At 51.3% G+C, this 18,167-nt stretch carries 13 protein-coding genes, 2 pseudogenes and 1 riboswitch; of the genes and pseudogenes, 5 read left to right on the top strand and 10 right to left on the bottom strand.

Going from position 1 to position 18,167, the window contains the following annotated elements:
* The 3 genes and pseudogenes from BZG82_RS08300 to BZG82_RS08290 all read left to right on the top strand — a co-directional run.
* Positions 1-279: pseudogene (locus BZG82_RS08300) on the top strand (integrase core domain-containing protein); the annotation flags it as partial.
* Between the two features lie 22 nt (positions 280-301).
* Positions 302-1,012 carry a hypothetical protein gene (locus BZG82_RS08295; RefSeq protein WP_077765579.1) on the top strand — a complete coding sequence of 237 codons (711 nt, stop codon included), beginning with the start codon at positions 302-304 and terminating at the stop codon, positions 1,010-1,012.
* A 58-nt stretch (positions 1,013-1,070) separates the two neighbouring features.
* On the top strand, positions 1,071-4,295 hold the full coding sequence (locus BZG82_RS08290; protein ID WP_077765578.1) for a type I restriction endonuclease subunit R: 3,225 nt from the start codon (positions 1,071-1,073) through the stop codon (positions 4,293-4,295).
* Between the two features lie 100 nt (positions 4,296-4,395).
* Here the strand turns inward: BZG82_RS08290 and BZG82_RS08285 are convergent, their stop codons facing one another.
* From BZG82_RS08285 to BZG82_RS16730, 3 genes and pseudogenes are all read right to left on the bottom strand, one after another.
* A complete protein-coding gene (locus BZG82_RS08285; RefSeq protein WP_077765577.1) occupies positions 4,396-5,298 on the bottom strand; it encodes a homocysteine S-methyltransferase family protein in 903 nt (300 codons plus the stop codon).
* Positions 5,299-5,379: 81 nt separating this feature from the next.
* Positions 5,380-5,799, bottom strand: a complete 420-nt coding sequence (locus BZG82_RS16735; RefSeq protein ID WP_443216479.1) for a CZB domain-containing protein — start codon at positions 5,797-5,799, stop codon at positions 5,380-5,382.
* A 21-nt stretch (positions 5,800-5,820) separates the two neighbouring features.
* Positions 5,821-6,210 (bottom strand): annotated as a pseudogene (locus BZG82_RS16730) (methyl-accepting chemotaxis protein); the annotation flags it as partial.
* A gap of 437 nt (positions 6,211-6,647) precedes the next feature.
* Here BZG82_RS16730 and BZG82_RS08275 point away from each other — a divergent pair.
* Positions 6,648-7,673, top strand: coding sequence for a potassium channel family protein (locus BZG82_RS08275; RefSeq protein WP_077662693.1), 1,026 nt, complete (start codon positions 6,648-6,650; stop codon positions 7,671-7,673).
* A gap of 83 nt (positions 7,674-7,756) precedes the next feature.
* Here BZG82_RS08275 and thiD read toward each other — a convergent pair whose 3' ends face one another.
* From thiD to BZG82_RS08250, 5 genes are all read right to left on the bottom strand, one after another.
* Entirely contained in the window at positions 7,757-8,614 is an 858-nt protein-coding gene (gene thiD / locus BZG82_RS08270; protein WP_077765575.1) for a bifunctional hydroxymethylpyrimidine kinase/phosphomethylpyrimidine kinase, read from the bottom strand.
* Between the two features lie 61 nt (positions 8,615-8,675).
* A riboswitch (TPP riboswitch) is annotated at positions 8,676-8,776 on the bottom strand.
* Between the two features lie 62 nt (positions 8,777-8,838).
* A complete protein-coding gene (locus BZG82_RS08265) occupies positions 8,839-10,599 on the bottom strand; it encodes a putative bifunctional diguanylate cyclase/phosphodiesterase (protein WP_077765574.1) in 1,761 nt (586 codons plus the stop codon).
* On the bottom strand, positions 10,596-12,491 hold the full coding sequence (locus BZG82_RS08260; RefSeq protein ID WP_077765573.1) for a PAS domain-containing sensor histidine kinase: 1,896 nt from the start codon (positions 12,489-12,491) through the stop codon (positions 10,596-10,598). The genes BZG82_RS08265 and BZG82_RS08260 overlap by 4 nt, the downstream gene beginning before the upstream one ends.
* Before the next feature lie 62 nt (positions 12,492-12,553).
* Positions 12,554-12,820, bottom strand: a complete 267-nt coding sequence (locus BZG82_RS08255) for a DUF3081 domain-containing protein (RefSeq protein ID WP_069586758.1) — start codon at positions 12,818-12,820, stop codon at positions 12,554-12,556.
* Positions 12,821-12,837: 17 nt separating this feature from the next.
* Positions 12,838-13,626, bottom strand: a complete 789-nt coding sequence (locus tag BZG82_RS08250; RefSeq protein WP_077674454.1) for an HAD family hydrolase — start codon at positions 13,624-13,626, stop codon at positions 12,838-12,840.
* Positions 13,627-14,088: 462 nt separating this feature from the next.
* Here BZG82_RS08250 and BZG82_RS08245 point away from each other — a divergent pair, with 462 nt between their 5' ends.
* On the top strand, positions 14,089-16,356 hold the full coding sequence (locus BZG82_RS08245) for a bifunctional diguanylate cyclase/phosphodiesterase (RefSeq protein ID WP_158075988.1): 2,268 nt from the start codon (positions 14,089-14,091) through the stop codon (positions 16,354-16,356).
* Here the strand turns inward: BZG82_RS08245 and BZG82_RS08240 are convergent.
* On the bottom strand, positions 16,324-16,968 hold the full coding sequence (locus BZG82_RS08240) for a GNAT family N-acetyltransferase (protein WP_241837358.1): 645 nt from the start codon (positions 16,966-16,968) through the stop codon (positions 16,324-16,326). The two genes, BZG82_RS08245 and BZG82_RS08240, sit on opposite strands and share 33 nt — an antisense overlap.
* A gap of 185 nt (positions 16,969-17,153) precedes the next feature.
* Complete coding sequence (locus BZG82_RS08235; RefSeq protein WP_077678359.1) at positions 17,154-18,023, bottom strand: DMT family transporter; 870 nt, start codon at positions 18,021-18,023, stop codon at positions 17,154-17,156.
* Positions 18,024-18,167: the final 144 nt, after the last annotated feature.

The following is an 18,167-nucleotide window of genomic DNA, read 5'->3' as shown; positions in this document are numbered from 1 at the left end:
GAAGAGAACGCAGTTGAGTTGGAATTTATTCGCCCAGGCAAACCAACGGAGAACTCCTAAACGGAGAACTCCTATATAGAGCGATTTAACCGAACTTATCGGACAGAAATACTCAACATGTACGTATTCAAAACCTTGAGTGAAGTCCGAGACCTGACAGAAAAATGGATGAAGGAATACAACGATGAACGCCCTCATGACTCACTCGATGATCTGACTCCTTGGGAGTATTTAGCAAGGCATGAAAGTAGGAAAAACTCTAATTTAGAGTGCCACTAAAACAGGGAGGGTTACATAAGGAATGGACGCCGACACCGCCGCCCTGTTCCCCGATAAACTGGTTGAATCGGAGTTGGGGCTGATTCCGGAGGGGTGGTCGGTTGAGGAAGCAAAAAGTCAGCTAGATGTCCTACGTGGCTTCAGCTACAAAGGGAAAGGTTTGGTAAGTTCTCTTGATGCAGGCGTTCCTATGCACAACCTTAATTCTGTTTTAGAAGGCGGTGGCTACAAATATACAGGCCTCAAGTTCTACTGCGATGAGTTCAAAGAAAAATTTGAAATTCAAGAAGGTGATGTTCTTGTGGCAAATACCGAGCAGGGGCATAACCATCTTCTAATTGGTTATGGCGCAATGGTTCCTAAACATTTAGCTCATGGTTTCTTTAGCCATCACACTTACAGAGTGAGACCTAAGAAAGGCTCTAACATGACGCCAGAGCTTATTGAGCGTTTATTCGGTAAGGGGCGCTTTGTTAGGCAGGTACAAGGTTTTGCTAACGGAACTACGGTAAATATGCTTCCCATTGCTGGCATGGAAATGCCTCAGCTCGTTGTCCCTTCAAAAGCTCTGGCTCAGAAATTTAGTGAGCTAGTTAAACCAATCAAGGCAATGATAGAAGAAAATCATAAAACCAATATTGAATTAACTGCGCTTCGCGACACCCTACTCCCCAAACTACTCTCCGGCGAATTACCGCTGGAACAGGCAGAAAAACTGGCAAAGGTCAGCTAAGTGCTAATGAGGCTGCGCAATCACAGCGAGTGAGATAAAGAATAAAAAGGAATAGCGGATGATTACCGAAGACCAGCTGGAGCAGCTCTGCCTCGATTGGTTTAAAACACTGGGCTATCAATACGCGCTCGGCTACGATATCGCCCCTGACGGCGACCGCCCTGAGCGCGATGACTACCACCAAGTCACCTTAAAAGGGCGGTTGCTTAACGCCCTTTCCGCACTGAACCCACAGGTGCCGCATGACACCTTGTTGGCAGTAGCCAAAACCGTCTCCACCCCAGATTCACCGGTGTTGATTAAAAGCAACAAAACCTTCCATCACTATGTGATTGAAGGCGTGCCAGTGGAATACAGTGTATGGCAAGACGGCAAACAGACCACCAAACATGATCGTGTCAGGCTGATTGACTTCACCCATCCCGATAACAATGACTGGTTAGTAGTGAATCAGTTCACCCTCACGGGCACGAAAGGCAATCGTCGTCCTGATGTGGTGGTCTTTATTAACGGCCTGCCTATCGCGGTGATTGAGCTCAAAAATCCTGCCGACGAACACGCTGATATTTGGAAAGCTTACAACCAAATTCAAACTTACAAAGACGAGCTTAGTGACTTATTTATATTTAACGAAGCCCTGGTGATCTCAGATGGGACGAGGGCACGGGTTGGCTCGCTAACCGCAAACCAAGAACGCTTTTTACCTTGGCGCACAATTGCCAGCGAAGACGACAAACCCCTCAATGAGTTTGAGCTCGAAACCCTGATCCGTGGCTTTTTCAATCGCGCCCTGCTGCTCGACTACATCCGCTATTTTGTCCTGTTTGAGCAAAGCGGCGACACCACCATTAAGAAAATTGCCGGTTATCATCAATTCCATGCCGTGCGCGAGGCCGTCAAAGCAACAGTTATTGCCGCCAACACCGCCAACCAAGTGGCAGAGCCGCGCGCCAACTATGCCAATACCGTTAAGCCTGGCAGTAAAAAGGCGGGTGTGGTGTGGCATACCCAAGGTAGCGGGAAAAGCATCTCGATGGTGTGTTATGCCAGCAAGCTGTTACAACAGCCAGAGATGAACAACCCAACCTTGGTGGTGGTCACCGACCGTAACGATCTGGACGGTCAGCTGTTTAACACCTTTACCATGGCGCAAGACACCCTCAAGCAGTTGCCACAGCAAGCCGAGGATCGAGAGTCCCTGCGCGATTTACTCGCCAGTTGCCAATCAGGCGGGATCATTTTCACCACCGTACAAAAGTTTTCGTTGCAAAACGACGAGTCGTTTCATCCTCAGTTATCGCAGCGTGGCAATATTGTGGTGGTCTCTGATGAAGCGCACCGCAGCCAATACGGCAACAAAGCAAAACTTCGCGAAGTAAGAGACGCTAATGGGCAAGTGGTAGATCACCGCTATGTGTATGGCTACTCACAATACATGCGCGATGCGCTGCCGAATGCCTCTTTTATTGGCTTTACCGGCACGCCTATTTCGCAAGACGACAAAGACACCCGTGGTGTGTTTGGCGATTATGTCTCCATTTATGATATTCAAGATGCGGTCGAAGATGGCGCTACCGTGCCCATTTATTACGAATCTCGCCTTGCCAAACTAGACATTAACCAAGACGACATCGAAGCGCTGAATGAGCAAGTCGATGAAGAAATCGGCGAAGACGAAGAGATCAGCACCCGCGAGAAGCTAAAATCTACGTGGTCAGCACTAGAAAAACTGGTAGGTGCCGCGCCCCGCATTGAACAAGTGGCCGCCGATTTGGTCGAGCACTTTACCACCCGCACCGCGACCTTCCCCGGTAAAGCGATGATCGTAGGGATGAGCCGCGAAATCTGTGTTGATCTTTACAACGCGATTGTTGCAAACAAGCCCGAGTGGCATGACCCTGACCCGCACAAGGGCGCGATAAAAATTGTGATGACGGGCAGCGCGTCAGATAAAGAAAAGATGCAGCCCCACATTTACGATAAGAAAACCAAGAAGCTATTTGAGAAGCGCTTTAAAGACGTGGACGATGAGCTGCAATTGGTGATCGTACGCGATATGTGGCTGACCGGCTTTGATGCGCCCTGCTGCCATACCATGTATGTCGATAAACCGATGAAAGGCCACAACCTGATGCAGGCGATCGCGCGCGTCAATCGGGTGTTTAAAGACAAACCCGGCGGGCTGGTCGTGGACTATATCGGTATTGCTAACGAACTGAAAAACGCACTAAAAACCTATACCAATAGCCAAGGTAAGGGCAAACCCACCGTCGATACCGCCGAAGCCTTCGCGGTGTTGATGGAAAAAATCGATGTGGTCAGAGGCATGTTTGCCACCCCCGTTGATGGTGAGGTGTTCCACTACCGCCCAGATTTTGAAACCCAAGCTATTCGCCTACTGCCCGGCGCGCTGAACCATATCGCGGGCCTGTCGCACCGTAACAGCAAAGGGGAAGAGGTGCGCGACGGCAAACGCCGCTATCTCGATACCATGGCCGCGCTGATGAAGGCGTATTCCCTGTGTAATACGCTGGATGAAGTAGAGGGGTATAAAAACGAAATCGCCTTTTACGGTGCTATCAAGACGGCCTTTTTGAAGCACTCCACCGTGGATAAGAAGCGCAGCGACGAAAGCCGCAACTCCGCGCTGCGTCAGATCCTTGATAACGCCATTGTTGCAGACGGGGTCGATGACATATTCAGCACCGTGGGGCTGGAAAAGCCCAATATTGGCCTGCTGTCGGAAGAGTTCTTGGAAGAGGTGAAAGATCTCAAAGAGAAGAACCTTGCGGTTGATCTGCTAGAGCGGCTATTACGCGATGAAGTGAAAGCGCGGATGAAAAACGATGTGGTACAAGAGAAAAAGTACTCCGACCACATTATGTCAACGCTGCAAAAGTACCATAACCGCAGCATTGAAACCGCGCAGGTGATTGAAGAGCTGATCCGCTGGGCCAAAGAGATGCAAGCCGACGCCAGCATGATGGACGAGCTGGATCTTAATGTAGACGAAATCGCTTTCTATCGCGCACTGGTCGTGAACGAGTCATCGGTGCGTGAGCTAGGCAATGATACGCTCCGGAAATTAGCAATTGAGCTAACCCGCCAGTTACGAAAATCAGCAACGGTTGATTGGCAAAAGCGCGACAGCGTACGCGCACGTATGCGCAATATTGTCCGACGCTTACTCCGCCGCTGGAAGTATCCGCCCGATAAAGCCGAAGAAGCTACCAAGCTGGTATTGGAGCAAGCCGAGGCATTAGCAGACGGTTGGTATAGTTAACGGAAGAGAAACCGGCCAATATGCATTCCCACGCCGGAGCGTGGGAACGAGTGGTGCGTCGGCTTCCGTATGCATTCCCACGCAGGAGCGTGGGAATGAGTTAATCTGCTAACTGCGAAAACTTGATGATCTCGTGAGACTGTTCAAGGGTTTGCGCGAGGTGTTGGATATGGGCGGGGGGGATTTCGCAGCAGCCGCCGACCACGAGGGCACCGTCGGCGATCCATTGTTGTACGCGTTCGGTGTGCACTAGCGGAGAGAGATCTTCACGGGCCTCTAGCGCATCGGCTTTGCTGCCTTTGGCCATATCATCCACAGATTTAAAGGCATTGGCATAGCCACCCACGGTGTGATAGTTCCGTGCCATGTGTGGCATTGCAGTGGTCAATACGGCTGGATCACAGCAATTAAGCATCACCGCTGTGGGGGCGTAGTCGGCCACGGCGCGCATTGCCTCGTTGAGTGACTCGCCAGAGCGCAAGTTACCATCAGCCTCGAGACGAAATGCAACGCCATAAGGCTTACCTTGCTCGCGAGCGGCGGCACAGGCTGCGCGCGCTTCGAGTGTGTTGCTCATGGTTTCGATAAGAAAGACGTCCACGTCAGGCTGTAGGCGCGCAATATGAGCAAACTCCGCTTTCATGTCTTCAAAGCTACGCTGGGGCTGACCAAGATAGCTGCCGACTAGAGGGGGTAAGCAACCGGCAATATCAACGTCCTCGCCGGTTTCGTCGATAGCTTGTTGCAATGCAAAAAAGGCCTGCCGATAGATGGTGTCAATGCTATCGAGCAACCCCGCCTTCGCCAAGCGTGTTGGAGTGGCCGGATAGGTATTGAGAGTATGCGTTTTTGCGCCTGCCCGGATAAAGTCTTTGTGTACGTCTTTAACAATATCCGGATGCTCTAACATTACCGCCACCGACCAAAGCCGTGAGCTCACTTGTGGCGCTCGCTGATAAATTTCTTGCCCTAGGCCACCATCGAGTAATGCAATCGACGTCATGGTAACTTCAGCCTCCTTCGGCTTTTTATCCTTGATTTAGGATGAGATTACCATCTGTGTCGCTATTTCACACTCATCGCGTTACGCGACTTCTTCGCTGCCTTCAATCGCCAGATGTTCAAGTTTATCAATCACCGTCATACTGGCATTCTCCATCCCTGTTAGCGCCGCGATCATCTGCTCGGGTTGCTGTGCATGAAACGCTGCTACCGCCGCTTTCGCGTGAGTGTGTACTTGCTCATGAGGGGCGGCGATAGCTTTAAAACTTTGTAACTGGTCGAAGTACTGTCGTCCTTCGCCGCGGTCGTACCACTGCCCTAAGCGGCACTGGGTATGGTCGGTCACGTCATCGGCGTTCATGCTATCTTCACCGAGCACCACACGATAAATCGCAAACTTAAAACTGATATGGTCGAGTTTTGCCAGTTCACAAAAGGCACGCAATGCCGATGCTTTAATGGTGGTTCGACTGTGCTGCGCCTGCTCACTTTGCGTCGCCATCGCATCTGCCACCTGTTGGCCTTGCTCGCTATATTTGATCGCTTCACTGGCAAGCTGATCGGTTAGCGTACACGCATGCCCACTCCCGGCGCGAATCTTCTCCACCAGCTGAGTAATATCTTGCGTAGCAGTGGAGGTGCGTTCGGCGAGGTTACGGACTTCATCAGCCACCACGGCGAACCCCCTCCCTTGCTCGCCAGCTCGGGCTGCTTCAATCGCCGCATTCAGGGCCAACAGATTGGTTTGGTCAGCCACATCGCGAATCAAGTTCACAATGCCACTGACTTCCTGTGCGTGTTGGTCAAGAGCACGAATTGCTTCCGACGATTGCTGACATTGCGCGGATAATGACTGTACATGGCGAGCAAGATCATTGACTTGTTCGGCACATGACGCCGCCTGATGGCTCACCTCCGTCACACGCTCTTTTTCACCATTAATAGTTTCTGCCAGAGTCGCCAGCGAAGATTGGGTCGAGGTAATCGAATCACCAAAATGGCACAGGTTAGCGTCGATCGCTTTACCGGTTTGGCGTTTTTTCTGTACCACGGCCAGCTCCGATTCTAACGCCGCCTTTTCGCTGTGCAGCGCGTCTATCTGGGCATTGACTTGCTCCAGTTTTAGTTGTAATTCAGTACGTTTTTGTTGTTCTTGTTCGAGTTGACGACGAGATGTAAACACGCGAAGCCCTCCGAGTTGTTAATATACATATTGTACGCCTTATACATACGCATGTGCTTGTAATCGATTAAACTGTGATCCTCTCAACGCCAATGCGTTGATTTACACTGTAAACCCATAAAAAATCCCTTCATACTGGCGTTTCCATAGCGAATGAGCGAGACACTATGACCTTTTGGTTGCTTTTTAAACGTTGGATTATCAGCCACTTCGCCCATTTAAACGGGCGTATTCTCGGATTGGTCGTACTCGCCTACGGCATCATTGGCTGGCTGCTTTTACAATCGGCGGGTGAAACTGAGATGACTCAGTCACTCAGTCGCTACATCTATTACTTAGTGGTCACCGCCTCTACCGTGGGATATGGCGATTACTCACCCGCCACCGAGGCAGGACAGTGGATTACCGCCTTTTGGATCATTCCCGGTGGACTCGGTCTGTTTGCGGTGGTGATTGGGCATGTGACCAGTGCCTTGGTGGATTATTGGCGACGTGGATTACAAGGAAAACGGAGTCTTACTGTGAAAAATCATATTTTAGTTTTGGGGTGGAACGGTCAGCGTACCATTCAGTTAATCCGTTTATTGCAAAGCGGTATTCATGGCGAGCGCCCGATCGTGCTTTGTGTCCGTCCTGAAATGGAAAATCCGCTGCCTGGCGAGGTAGAGTTTGTGCGCGTGACCAGCTTTACTGATGCCGAAGGCATCGCGCGCGCCGGCATCGACAGCGCCGCGAGTATTATTATCGATAACCCAGAAGACGATATTACGCTTTCTGCGGCGCTGTTCTGCGCTCACAAAAACCCTTCCGCTCATTTACTCGCGTATTTTCAAGATGATGCACTCAGCCAAATATTGAAGCAGCACTATCCGCACGCTGAATGTGTGCCGTCTGTGTCGGTGGAAATGCTGGCAAAAGCGGCCGTTGATCCCGGTTCAAGCCAATTACATCACGAGCTATTGAGCACGGCTCAAGGGATGACCCAATACTGTGCCCGCTACCCCACCGATGCGAGTGCAACCGATGTCGGCACCTTGTTTAATCAATTAAAGCATGAGCATGATGCAACTTTAATTGGTCTCGACAAAGGCGATGGGATCACCCTGAACCCTCGCCTACACACTGAAGTGGCACCGGGCGATCGCATCTTTTATATCGCCGCCGAGCGTTTACCACATTGGTCTGCCGCCTAACGGACGCGTCCAACGCATCTTTGCTGTTTTCTTTTCGATGCCGCTGCCCCACTTGGGTTGCAGCGGATCGTTTCCATCTCGTCTCAGGGCAATTCCGCGACAGCATGCTCTGCTGGCGACAGACACAAATTATCAGGGTAAGCGTAAAAATGATGCACCGGCCCAGCACCTCTTCCGACCGTTAGCTGCTGACTATGCGCTAAGGCCTCCGTCAAATACTGCTTAGCCGCTCGCCCGGCCTCGATAGGCGTCATCCCTTGGGCATAAAACGAGGCGATTGCAGCAGACAGTGAACATCCGGTGCCATGGGTGTTGGTAGTTTCAATGCGGCGTGCGCGCAAGGTCTGACAGGTATCTCGGCTAATCCACATATCGACGCTCTGGGGCATCTGGTGTAAATGGCCCCCTTTGAGCATCACGTAAGGACAGCCTAGATGGCGAAGTGCCGGCACCAGCTCATGCATTTGCTCGATAGAGGTTGGCACAGGCCGACCGGTTAAGCGAGCGGCCTCCGGCAAGTTGGGAGTGAGCACCGTTGCTCGCGGAATAAGCTCTTCAATCAACGCCGTCATGGCCTGCTCGTCGAGCAAAGGGTCGCCGCTGGTCGCGACCATCACGGGATCTAAAATCACCGGCAAGTGTGGCGACCGTGCCAGCACGGCAGCGACTTCACGAATAATCGCTTGATTGGCCAGCATGCCGATTTTCACCGCACGCACCGGCATGTCGTATAACACTGCATCTAATTGGGCGCGCACAAAATCGGGCTCAACCGCCGAGACGGCGTCAACACCGCAGGTATTTTGCGCGGTTAGCGCGGTGATCACCGAGCACGCATAGCCACCGGTCGCTGAAATCGCTTTAATGTCAGCTTGAATGCCCGCGCCACCACCGCTGTCTGAGCCGGCAATGGTAAGAATAACAGGTGGAGATAGGTTCATATTGGCCCCTTAATCATCAGGGGCGGAAGGAGACAAAGTACGGCAGTATGCATCACTTTGTGCGCTGATCGTGTCAGTTCCCTCCGCCAGTGCTAACTGGATCAGGTTCTACGGGTCCTGCTTTCGCAGTCTCAGCAATTACTTGCTCCCCGACTAACTGTGTTCAGGATATGCATCCTACGGATAAAGCGCAAGCCTCATCTCTAATCCGATGATGACCACGGCTATCCAGACACGGGCGCACTGATAGCCGTCGCTGGGCATTCACATCCGGTTTGCAGAAGCTGTTCAAACTGTTCTGACCCCAGCGGTTTGGCATACAAGAAGCCTTGCGCTTGATCGCAGCCAATACGCTGCAAAATCTGTTGCTGGCCAACTTCTTCCACGCCTTCGGCCACCACACCGTGGCCGAACCCATGCGCTAGGTCGATCACGCTACCAACAAGGTGTTTGTCACTGGCGTTGGATGCAAGGTCTTGAATAAAGCTACGATCAAGCTTCACCCAATCCACAGGAAGCTGTTTCAAATAGCTCAATGAACTGTAGCCTGTGCCAAAATCATCAAGCGCAATATGCATCCCCGCATCACGGAGCTGTTGTAACTCTTTGAGCGCCACCGACATATGTCGAATTAACGCCGATTCAGTAACCTCAAGCTGAATGATTTGGGTGGGTACTTCCAGCGCTTGGCAGCGGGCAAGAATGCTGTCGGCAAAACCGTGGCGAAGTTGCTGGGAAGAGACATTGATGGCTAAGTGAAACGCCTCGGGCAAGGTGTATTGCTCTCGCCAACGGACCAGCGCGCGCAACGCCATAGAAAAAACTGCATCGCCGAGTTGGATCATATCGGCACTTCGCTCGGCAATGGGAATAAACTCGGCCGGGCTGATCGCTCCCAGTTGCGGATGACGCCAACGCAATAACGCCTCAGCGCCTACCATGGTGCCGGTATTGAGATCCCATTTGGGCTGAAAGACCAAAGACAACCCTCCTTGTTCAAGAGCCGGGCTAAGTCCATTGCGGATCATATGCTCACGTTGCGATTGCGCATCCAACTCTTGGCGATAATGACCCACTTCGGTGTCATCGGTCGGGATGGCTAGAATCGCTTGGCGAAAGAGTTGCTCCACATCGTGATGTTCCCCTTCCGCTTGGGCTATTCCCACATGGCAGTGCATCGACATCAAACGGCCATCAAGGGTGTGATGACCACTCAATAATCGACAAATCCGCTTGGCAAGTGCGTCAATGGCAGTGATATCTCCTTCCACTACCATCACCAAACGTGTGTTGTCCCAGACACCAATACGCCGACCTCTTGCGACCGAGCTACTAGCCAACAGCCCTGCAAGGTGCTTATACAGCGCTTCTGTCATTAAGTGGCCTTGATGCTGTGTTACCGCCTCCATCCCATCCAACGCTATCATAAACACGGTCACCATCCCCTTTGCGAGTTGACGTTCAGCCGCATCCACCAGCGCACGTCGATTGGGTAGATTGGTTAGAGGATCGGTTAAAGACAAGGTACGTAATGCCGCGGTTTGCTTATTCACTAACATTTGCAAACGTGCCGCTTGATCACGCTCTTTCAGGGTTTTGAATTGAAAATGAAGAATATTATGGATGCGCTGAAGCACTTCATGGTGATCAAACGGCTTGGTGAGATAATCAATGGCCCCACGACATAAGGCTTGGTTGCGCAGATTGTTATCACTATCGGCAGTGAGCACCATCACCGGGGGACAGTGCTCACCGAGCGTATTGTTCAACAGATCGAGTACATCCAGCCCCGAGCGTTGTGGCATACGCATATCAAGCAACACTAAATCGGGGACCGGGGAGAGGTAATCGGTCACAAGGCGTGGATCGTTAAGGCCTGTGATGTGTTGATAGCCAGATTGCAGCAACATAGCAGTCAACAAGTCGACATTCTCCGGTCGATCATCAATGATCAGGATCTGCGCTTGGGATTTTTCTCGTGTCATGCCCTGTCCTCCAAAAGTGTTTGCATCGCTCGGCCCAACCCCGTACCCGTTACTGGTGACGCCAACGTCACAATGCTATCGCTGTGCGATTGCATAGATTCGGAGTCCGGCACATTAACCACGATCATAGGCCGTTCCCCGAGTCGTAACTGAACCTGATCTGCCGTGTCATCAAGCACCGCATAGCTGACCATGAATAGCGAGGGCGGTGTGGTATGCGCCATCGCGGCTGCCAACGATAAATCATGGACACAGGTCAAGGTCAGTAACGGCCAGTCTTCGAACCAATCGGCCATCAGGCGTTGTTGTGCAACGTCTGGTTCAATAAAAAGCACTCGATGCGGCTGGGTAAGGGTGAATGGTGTGGATGAAGACGCTATCTCGGTCAACGACTGGCCACGGTAGGGAAAGGTGACGGCAAAACAGCTCCCTTTTCCAACTTCGCTGCTCACGGTGATCTCACCTTGCATTTGCGCAATCAATTGCTGTGTGACCGCAAGCCCCACGCCTGCCCCTTCAATATGGGTTTGCTCGGCCGCTAAGCGATTAAAAGGCTCGAATAACGCGCTAAGCTTATCCTGTTCAATGCCAATGCCTGTGTCCGTCACCGCGATCGTTATCGTTTCGGCTTGCTGACGGGTCGATACCGTGACACGTCCACCGGCATGGTTGTATTTAATCGCATTGCTAATGAGGTTGATCAGCACTTGCTTAAATCGGGTCACATCGACGTAAATATCGCCGTTAAGTGCGTCCGGTAGGGTATGGCGCAAACTCACCGTCTGGCGATGGGCAAGGGGCAACAGCGAATCGACAGCCTCGCAAATCATCGGACGCAAAGGTGCCCAGCTTGGATTGAGGGAAATTTTTCCCGCCTCGATTTTGGCAAGATCCAGCACATCGTTAATCAGGGCGAGTAAATGACGGCCACTTTGGTGTATTTGTGCCACGTATTGTTGCTGAGTGGCCTCTAACGCCGGCGAGGTCGCATTCATTAATAATTGTGCATAGCCAAGCACACAGTTAAGCGGGGTGCGTAATTCATGACTCATTGCAGAAAGAAAGTCACTTTTCGCTTGGTTCGCTCGCTCCGCGTCTTTCATGGCATTAAGAAGCGGGGTGGCATCGTACGCGACGGTAACAATGGCATATGGCTCACCCTCAAGGTGATGGATAAGGGTTTTCGCCAGCTTAAAGGTGCGGCCATCATTCAGAGTTACATCGGTATGCACGGGCTCGCCATTCATGGTCAGTTGATGATCCAGCGCGTTGAGTGTCTCTCGTCCTCCTTTGGGTAATAACTGGGCAAAGGCATCAGCTAACGCCTCCACATTATCGACCCCAACGGCCTGGACACACGCATGATTGGCCATGGTATATCGCCCGCCCAGTTCACGGACAAACACTGGATTAGCAATCGCATTGATGATGGTTTTCAGCTGGTTGCGCTCGTGTTTTACACTCGCTTGCGCCTGCGTGAGCGCGCTAAGATCAGACATGATGCCGATAAACTCACGCCGACTGTCTATCTGTACTTCACTGACCGCGAGGTGTACAGGGACGAGGTGCCCATCGACATGACGGGCCTTAACTCGCCGCCCAGTTCCAATCACTTTTGCTTCGCCACCGGTAAGGTATTGCATCAGATAATGCTGATGCTTACCTTCATGCTCTGGCGGCATCAAGCATTCCACATTGTTGCCCACCAGTTGCCGATGGTCATAGCCCAGCAATGTGCGGGTATAGGGATTGGCATCGATAATCACACCTGATTCATCAATCACCAAAATGGCAGCGGCTGCACTCGCCACGAGTGCTTGATAGTGGGCATCCGTGCCTGTCACTGCGCACTGTTTGTCGGTACGGCTTTTCTTAACGATTTGATTATCCATAACAAACCCTGATCATCGGCCAAAAAAAACGCCCCATGACGGGGCGTTTATCGAATGTTTGGTCACGACTGTCGATAGTTTTTCACCAAGGCATCGACCTTATTCAAGAACTGCGTTTTAAGGTTTTCGTGCTCATAATCCAGGTGATATGTATTGTGAAACCCCACCCGTAACTGTACGCCATTTCCGGCTAAATAAATGGTGTAGCCGTCATAATCTGAGAAGGCTTCAATACCATCTAGGCGATGTCCTTGTTCGGTTTTTTCTCCAAACTGAGTCACTATCTCGTAGGCGCGAAGTAGATATGCAGGATCTAGTTCGTTTTTCACGCTTCCCTCCTGACCGTTTATCGGAATGGCGCATCACCTCCCCGGCGCAAGGAGTGAGACGGCAAAGGCGACGCGATGACCGGATGCGATGGAACAGTGGTTGCTGGTCCCTGTTCGCGTGAATGCACCGGCTTTTCTATGATATTGGGCAGCGTCGCGAGTGTATCAAGGGTCAGATCGGGACGCGCTTTCTCTATCTCTGTTCCGTAATTATAGCCGTAAGTCACGCAAACAACAGGCGATCCGACCGACCTTGCGGCCTGAACATCATTCACCGCATCCCCAACAACCAATAGCTCCGTGGGCGCAACGCGCAAAATCGCCGCGGCCTCATAAATGGCATCGGGACCCGATTGCAAGGCAGCAATCGCATCAGCGCCTACAATCCGCGTGAAAAAGTGACTCACGCCGAGTGCTTTTAACAAACTATTGGCGTGAACAGTTTGCATGTGCGTGGTACAGATCATGGGCAGCTGTCTGCGTGCCAGTCCTTTCAAGCACTCGAGAACGCCCGGATAGAGTCGTGTTTTTGGCGGTTTTTTGCCCAGATAAGAGGACAAGAAAAGCGTGCGCGCCTGATTCAAGACCGCATCTGACACGCGGCCATTGATCTGGCGTGTTAACACCCGGTGGATCAACAAGTCTGCGCCATCACCGATCCAGTCTTTGATCGTATTCGGATCTTCAGGTGGTAGATCGAGCCCTTTCAACATGCCCGATATCGCGTCAACAAGGTCGTCAAATGGGTCCGCTAAGGTCCCATCTAGATCGAAACATACCGCAGAGACATTCTCCAACTTTTTCATGGAACTCCCCCACAATCAATGTGTTATTACTCGGCAGGAACAGAGGTGTTGTCGAGAGTGTGTCATCCATCGACTCACTAGAAGTTAGCAGAGAAGGTCGTGATCCCCTATCGAAAGATCAGGCATAATGTATCGAATCTGCGCGAGAAGAATGAATAATCAACCACCCTTTTCAAAAGTTCGTTTCCTAATCAAGCCACTAACCAATGAGTGATTCACATCACATTTTTGCGTTGTTGCGTCCAGTGATACCGACCTGATGACTGTATAAAAAATACGTCATATTTTTGACGAAGCCGATCGCCGTCAGCACCCAGTGTTCAAACAAGCGTTCACGGAAATGACACAAAATGCCATCAAAACTGTCATCGAGGCACCTTACCCTTATCGCCTCATTGGTTGTCATACGTTGTTTTCTTGATTATGCGCTTTTTGCGATCACAGCCTATTTGGCGATTCGGCGTGGTTATTGCGCTGGCGGGGTTATCCAGTTGGCTGGTTTACACGCTAGACATACAGCGTCAACACGGTTTGTTCTCGGTACAAGTTGAAAAACAGCGTCATGTGCTCAGCAAAGCCTTTTCACATATTTATCAGCTACAACTTTCTGCGCAACTCTTTTTACAGCAAGAAGCTGGCCCTTCCCAAGCGGCATTTCACCGATTCATTGATACCCATACCCGAGATAATGCTGGGATTGATAGTGTGATGTGGTTGCCTCGCGTGAACCGTGCTGAGCTCAGTGATGTTTTTGCCCAACGTCATCCGGTTCAGCCTTATCCGCCATTAAGCCGCAAAGTGTGCCAATGGGTAATGCGTAACGACACCTTCCCCGCACTTTATGTGTCGCCTAAAGCAAAAGAAAATGGCTATCTGGGTTGGCGTGCCGATGCCCAATGTGACAACACTGTGACCATGGAGCGTGCCTATTTCAAACGCCAACCAGAGGCTATGCTCATCAGTGATCAGCATGGGTACGGTGTGCGCTGGTTTGCCGCGATTACCGAACCTGATGGTCAGTTGCGGGGCTATCTTGCGACCACCTTGTATTTCAACTCCTTTTTCCCGGCACTTTGGCAAGGCGACACCCCAGCTCCAGCAATGGCAATGACAGCCAAGGAAGCGTTTGGGCATCAGCAGCTTTTTTCCACCCATTCACCCGCGCAGCTGCGCATCTGGCAAAATCAACGCGCAGATACCGATCTTATTGACATTCCCGGTAGCGAAGAGGGGCTGGTGGTTCAGTTCTTTGATATTCAATCTCGAAGTGCTGCAAGTCGCTATGCCGTTTTAGTCGGCATTTTGGTGCTTGCGTTGGGGCTATCTATTTTGGCGAGTTTCTGGTCCTATGCGAACCGACTCACGCTGGCACAGGCACTAGTAACCAATCAAACACGCCAGCTGTATCATCAAGCTCGGCACGATAGTTTAACTGGGCTGTCCAATCGTGCGGCGCTCGATAGCATACTGGAACGTATGCTGGCGATGTTGAAAGCCCAACGCGCGACAAGCTTTACGTTATTGTTTATCGACCTCGATCGTTTTAAGGCCGTTAATGACTCCCTCGGGCATGTGGTCGGCGATACCTTACTTAGACGTGTCGCGTCGCGATTAACCCGTTACATCCCCGATGAGCGTATCTTTCGCTTTGGTGGCGACGAGTTTATTGTCTTGCTCGAGCAAGATTGTGCATTGGCATTGGCACAAACCAAAGCCAAACAGTTGCTTCGCGCATTGAGTCAGCCTTATTCCGTTGACGAGCATGTTCTCAATATCAGTGCCAGTATCGGCATCGCGACAGTGAATAACGCCAATGCCTCGTTGCTTGATATTATTCAGCAAGCCGATATTGCCATGTATCACGCCAAGCTTACGCGAGAGCGTCTCGCGATATTTCAACCTGCGATGCTGGCCAAAGTACAACACCGCTTTATTGTCGAGCAAGATCTTAAAAAGGCCCTCGTCGAACATCAGTTCACGCTTGCTTATCAGCCTATTTTCGATGGAAAAAATGAAACACTTAGCCACGCCGAGGCGCTATTAAGATGGCACCATCCAACCCTCGGGACCATCTCGCCCGCTGAGTTTATTCCTATCGCAGAGGAAACCGGCTACATCATCGAATTGGGCGAATGGGTATTGGAGCAAGTCGCGCTTAAACTTGATAACTGGAGTGAGCGCTTGCCTACCGATCAGTGCCCAACAATTACGGTTAATGTTTCCGCTAAGCAATGCCAAGCAAGCTCCTTTGCGGATGACATTGCGGACTTGCTCACACGCCATCGATTTGCACCTCAGTGCTTAGCTTTAGAAATGACAGAAACCGCCTTGCTGGAACACTCCGAGTGTGTCGCGACAAACCTCCATCGTCTCCATCAATTGGGTGTGAAGCTCTATCTGGATGATTTTGGTACGGGCTACTCGTCGTTATCGTTATTGCGCCAATATCCGTTCAGTGTGGTGAAGATGGACCGCAGCTTTATCATGGATATCGATCAGCCGACCGGCAAAGCAGCCCCTTTGTGTCGTGGGATTATTGCCATGGCCCATGCGCTTGATTTGCGTGTCGTCGCAGAAGGGGTCGAAACACGGCAACAACTTGCTTGGCTACGTGATCATCAATGCGATTACTTGCAAGGCTATGTGTTATCACGCCCGCTTGAGAGTCACGTCATCGACAAACAGGTGATGCCAGCATCATACCAGCGTATGATGCTTGTGCATGGTTGATGCTGCAGCAAGCGGCGCGGGTTGGGCGTCTAAAGAGACACTATTGATCCCAGGCTGGGTAGAGGCGTGATGTAACCCATACCACTCTTCGCGAAGCACACCGAAACGTAACGCATCATAGTACTCACCTTGAAAGAAGCGCACCGAACGCAACCGGCCTTCTTCTTTCATGCCTAACGCCTTCGCGCAGCGCATCATGCCCGGATTCCCTGACCAAGTAGTCAGCCCTATCCGGTTAAGCGTTTGGCAGCGAAATAACTCATCCACCCACAAGGTCAACGCGCGGCGGCCGATTCCCTTACCCCAATCGGCGGGGTCAAAAATAGTGATCCCCACTTCAAGCCAGCGTGTGCGTTTGTCTTCCCAGTAGAAGGTCACATAGCCCACAGGACGTTCATCCACACAAATGACTTTGGCGCTGTCGCCAACAATAAAACGTCGGAACAGGCCAAACCGAAAGGACCAAAATGAGACAGGTTCGAGGGGAATATAAGGCGCGTCAAACTGCTTCCACGCGCGAGAGTGGTAAATCTGACGCCAGAAATAGGCCGCTTCACGACGAAACGCGGGTCGAATCGTTACCCGCGGCGTCTCCATTTCCTTCACTTCCATGTTCGTAACGATTTCTCCTTGGGTTCACTACCAAATAATCGGTGATGAGGCCGATGACTTCACGCGGCCTTGCGCAGGCGTCACCCATAAAGGCATCCAATCTAACTCAATTAACCACCACATCGCTCACCTCCTATCAACACCCTAGGTTGATACTACGCTCATTTATCAAGTGTAGACGGTTGTCAGCGTGTTGGATGGGTAGATCGTTGCGATAATCCAACGCCGATAAGCACCAAACTGCCACCAATGAGGTGATAGTGCGTTAATACTTCATCAAGCCATATCATGGCAATGCCTGCGGTGAGTACGGGTAATAAGTTCATGTACATCGCGGTACGGCTAGCGCCATTGAGCGCGATCGCATTAAGCCACAATGCAGGCGCTAATACCGACGCGCCGACGGCCGCAAAGCCCACCAAGGGATACGCGTCGGGAACAATATCAGCACTGGGCGCGGCATAAAGCACAGGCAAGAGCATCAATACTGCAAACAATGCTTGTACATACACAGAAACCCAATTGGACACCGACATCGGCCAGCGTTTGAGTAATACACAATACAAGGCATAAGCAGACGCGCAAATCAACATGAGTCCGTCACCGACAGTGACACCGCTTTCAAGCAGCGCCAAGGGCTGACCTTGGGTGAGCATATACCCAAGCCCCGAGAAGGACAATATCGCGCCAGCGATTGCGATACGTGTTAGAGGTTGGTTCAAAAACCATACGCTAAATAGCAAACTGAGCATCGGGACCAACGACATAATTAACGCCATATTGGTGGCGGTAGTCGTTTGTGCTGCGAAATAGGCGACCGATTGGTTGATCACCATGCCCAGTGACGCCAACACCGCTAGGCGAGGTGCTAATTTAAACACCGCACGTCGTTGTCGCCATAAAGTCGGCAGGCAAAAGGGGGTAAGCACTAAAATCGCAAAGAACCATCGATAGAAAGCCATGGCGCCGGGAGCAATCACCACCACCGCCATCTTGTTGACGATGGTATTCATCGCCCAAATCGACACTGCCGCAAAGGGCAAGAAAACAGGCATAGTTCTCCCAAACAACAAAAATCAATGAAGCAAAAGCAGGCAGTTTACACTGTAAACTCACCAATGAAACGCCTAATTTACTGGGCTTTTATGCTAGGAGGTGTTGTTCAGACAAAGAAAAAGCGGGCAAGGGCCCGCTGGCGA

This window comes from Salinivibrio sp. PR5, from assembly GCF_001996085.1.
Classification (GTDB): Bacteria; Pseudomonadota; Gammaproteobacteria; order Enterobacterales; family Vibrionaceae; genus Salinivibrio; species Salinivibrio proteolyticus.
The sequence above is the reverse complement of the archived record's forward strand: the minus strand, read 5'-3'. Positions and strand labels throughout refer to the sequence as shown.

Coding starts and splice junctions, on each gene's coding strand:
- BZG82_RS08285 (WP_077765577.1), bottom strand. CDS start 5,298: ATGACGTCGATTGCATTACTCGATGGTGGCCTAGGGCAAGAAATTTAT.
- BZG82_RS08235 (WP_077678359.1), bottom strand. CDS start 18,023: ATGCCTGTTTTCTTGCCCTTTGCGGCAGTGTCGATTTGGGCGATGAAT.
- BZG82_RS08275 (WP_077662693.1), top strand. CDS start 6,648: ATGACCTTTTGGTTGCTTTTTAAACGTTGGATTATCAGCCACTTCGCC.
- BZG82_RS08290 (WP_077765578.1), top strand. CDS start 1,071: ATGATTACCGAAGACCAGCTGGAGCAGCTCTGCCTCGATTGGTTTAAA.
- BZG82_RS08240 (WP_241837358.1), bottom strand. CDS start 16,968: ATGGAAGTGAAGGAAATGGAGACGCCGCGGGTAACGATTCGACCCGCG.
- BZG82_RS08260 (WP_077765573.1), bottom strand. CDS start 12,491: ATGGATAATCAAATCGTTAAGAAAAGCCGTACCGACAAACAGTGCGCA.
- BZG82_RS08265 (WP_077765574.1), bottom strand. CDS start 10,599: ATGACACGAGAAAAATCCCAAGCGCAGATCCTGATCATTGATGATCGA.
- BZG82_RS16735 (WP_443216479.1), bottom strand. CDS start 5,799: ATGGCGACGCAAAGTGAGCAGGCGCAGCACAGTCGAACCACCATTAAA.
- thiD (WP_077765575.1), bottom strand. CDS start 8,614: ATGAACCTATCTCCACCTGTTATTCTTACCATTGCCGGCTCAGACAGC.
- BZG82_RS08250 (WP_077674454.1), bottom strand. CDS start 13,626: ATGAAAAAGTTGGAGAATGTCTCTGCGGTATGTTTCGATCTAGATGGG.
- BZG82_RS08295 (WP_077765579.1), top strand. CDS start 302: ATGGACGCCGACACCGCCGCCCTGTTCCCCGATAAACTGGTTGAATCG.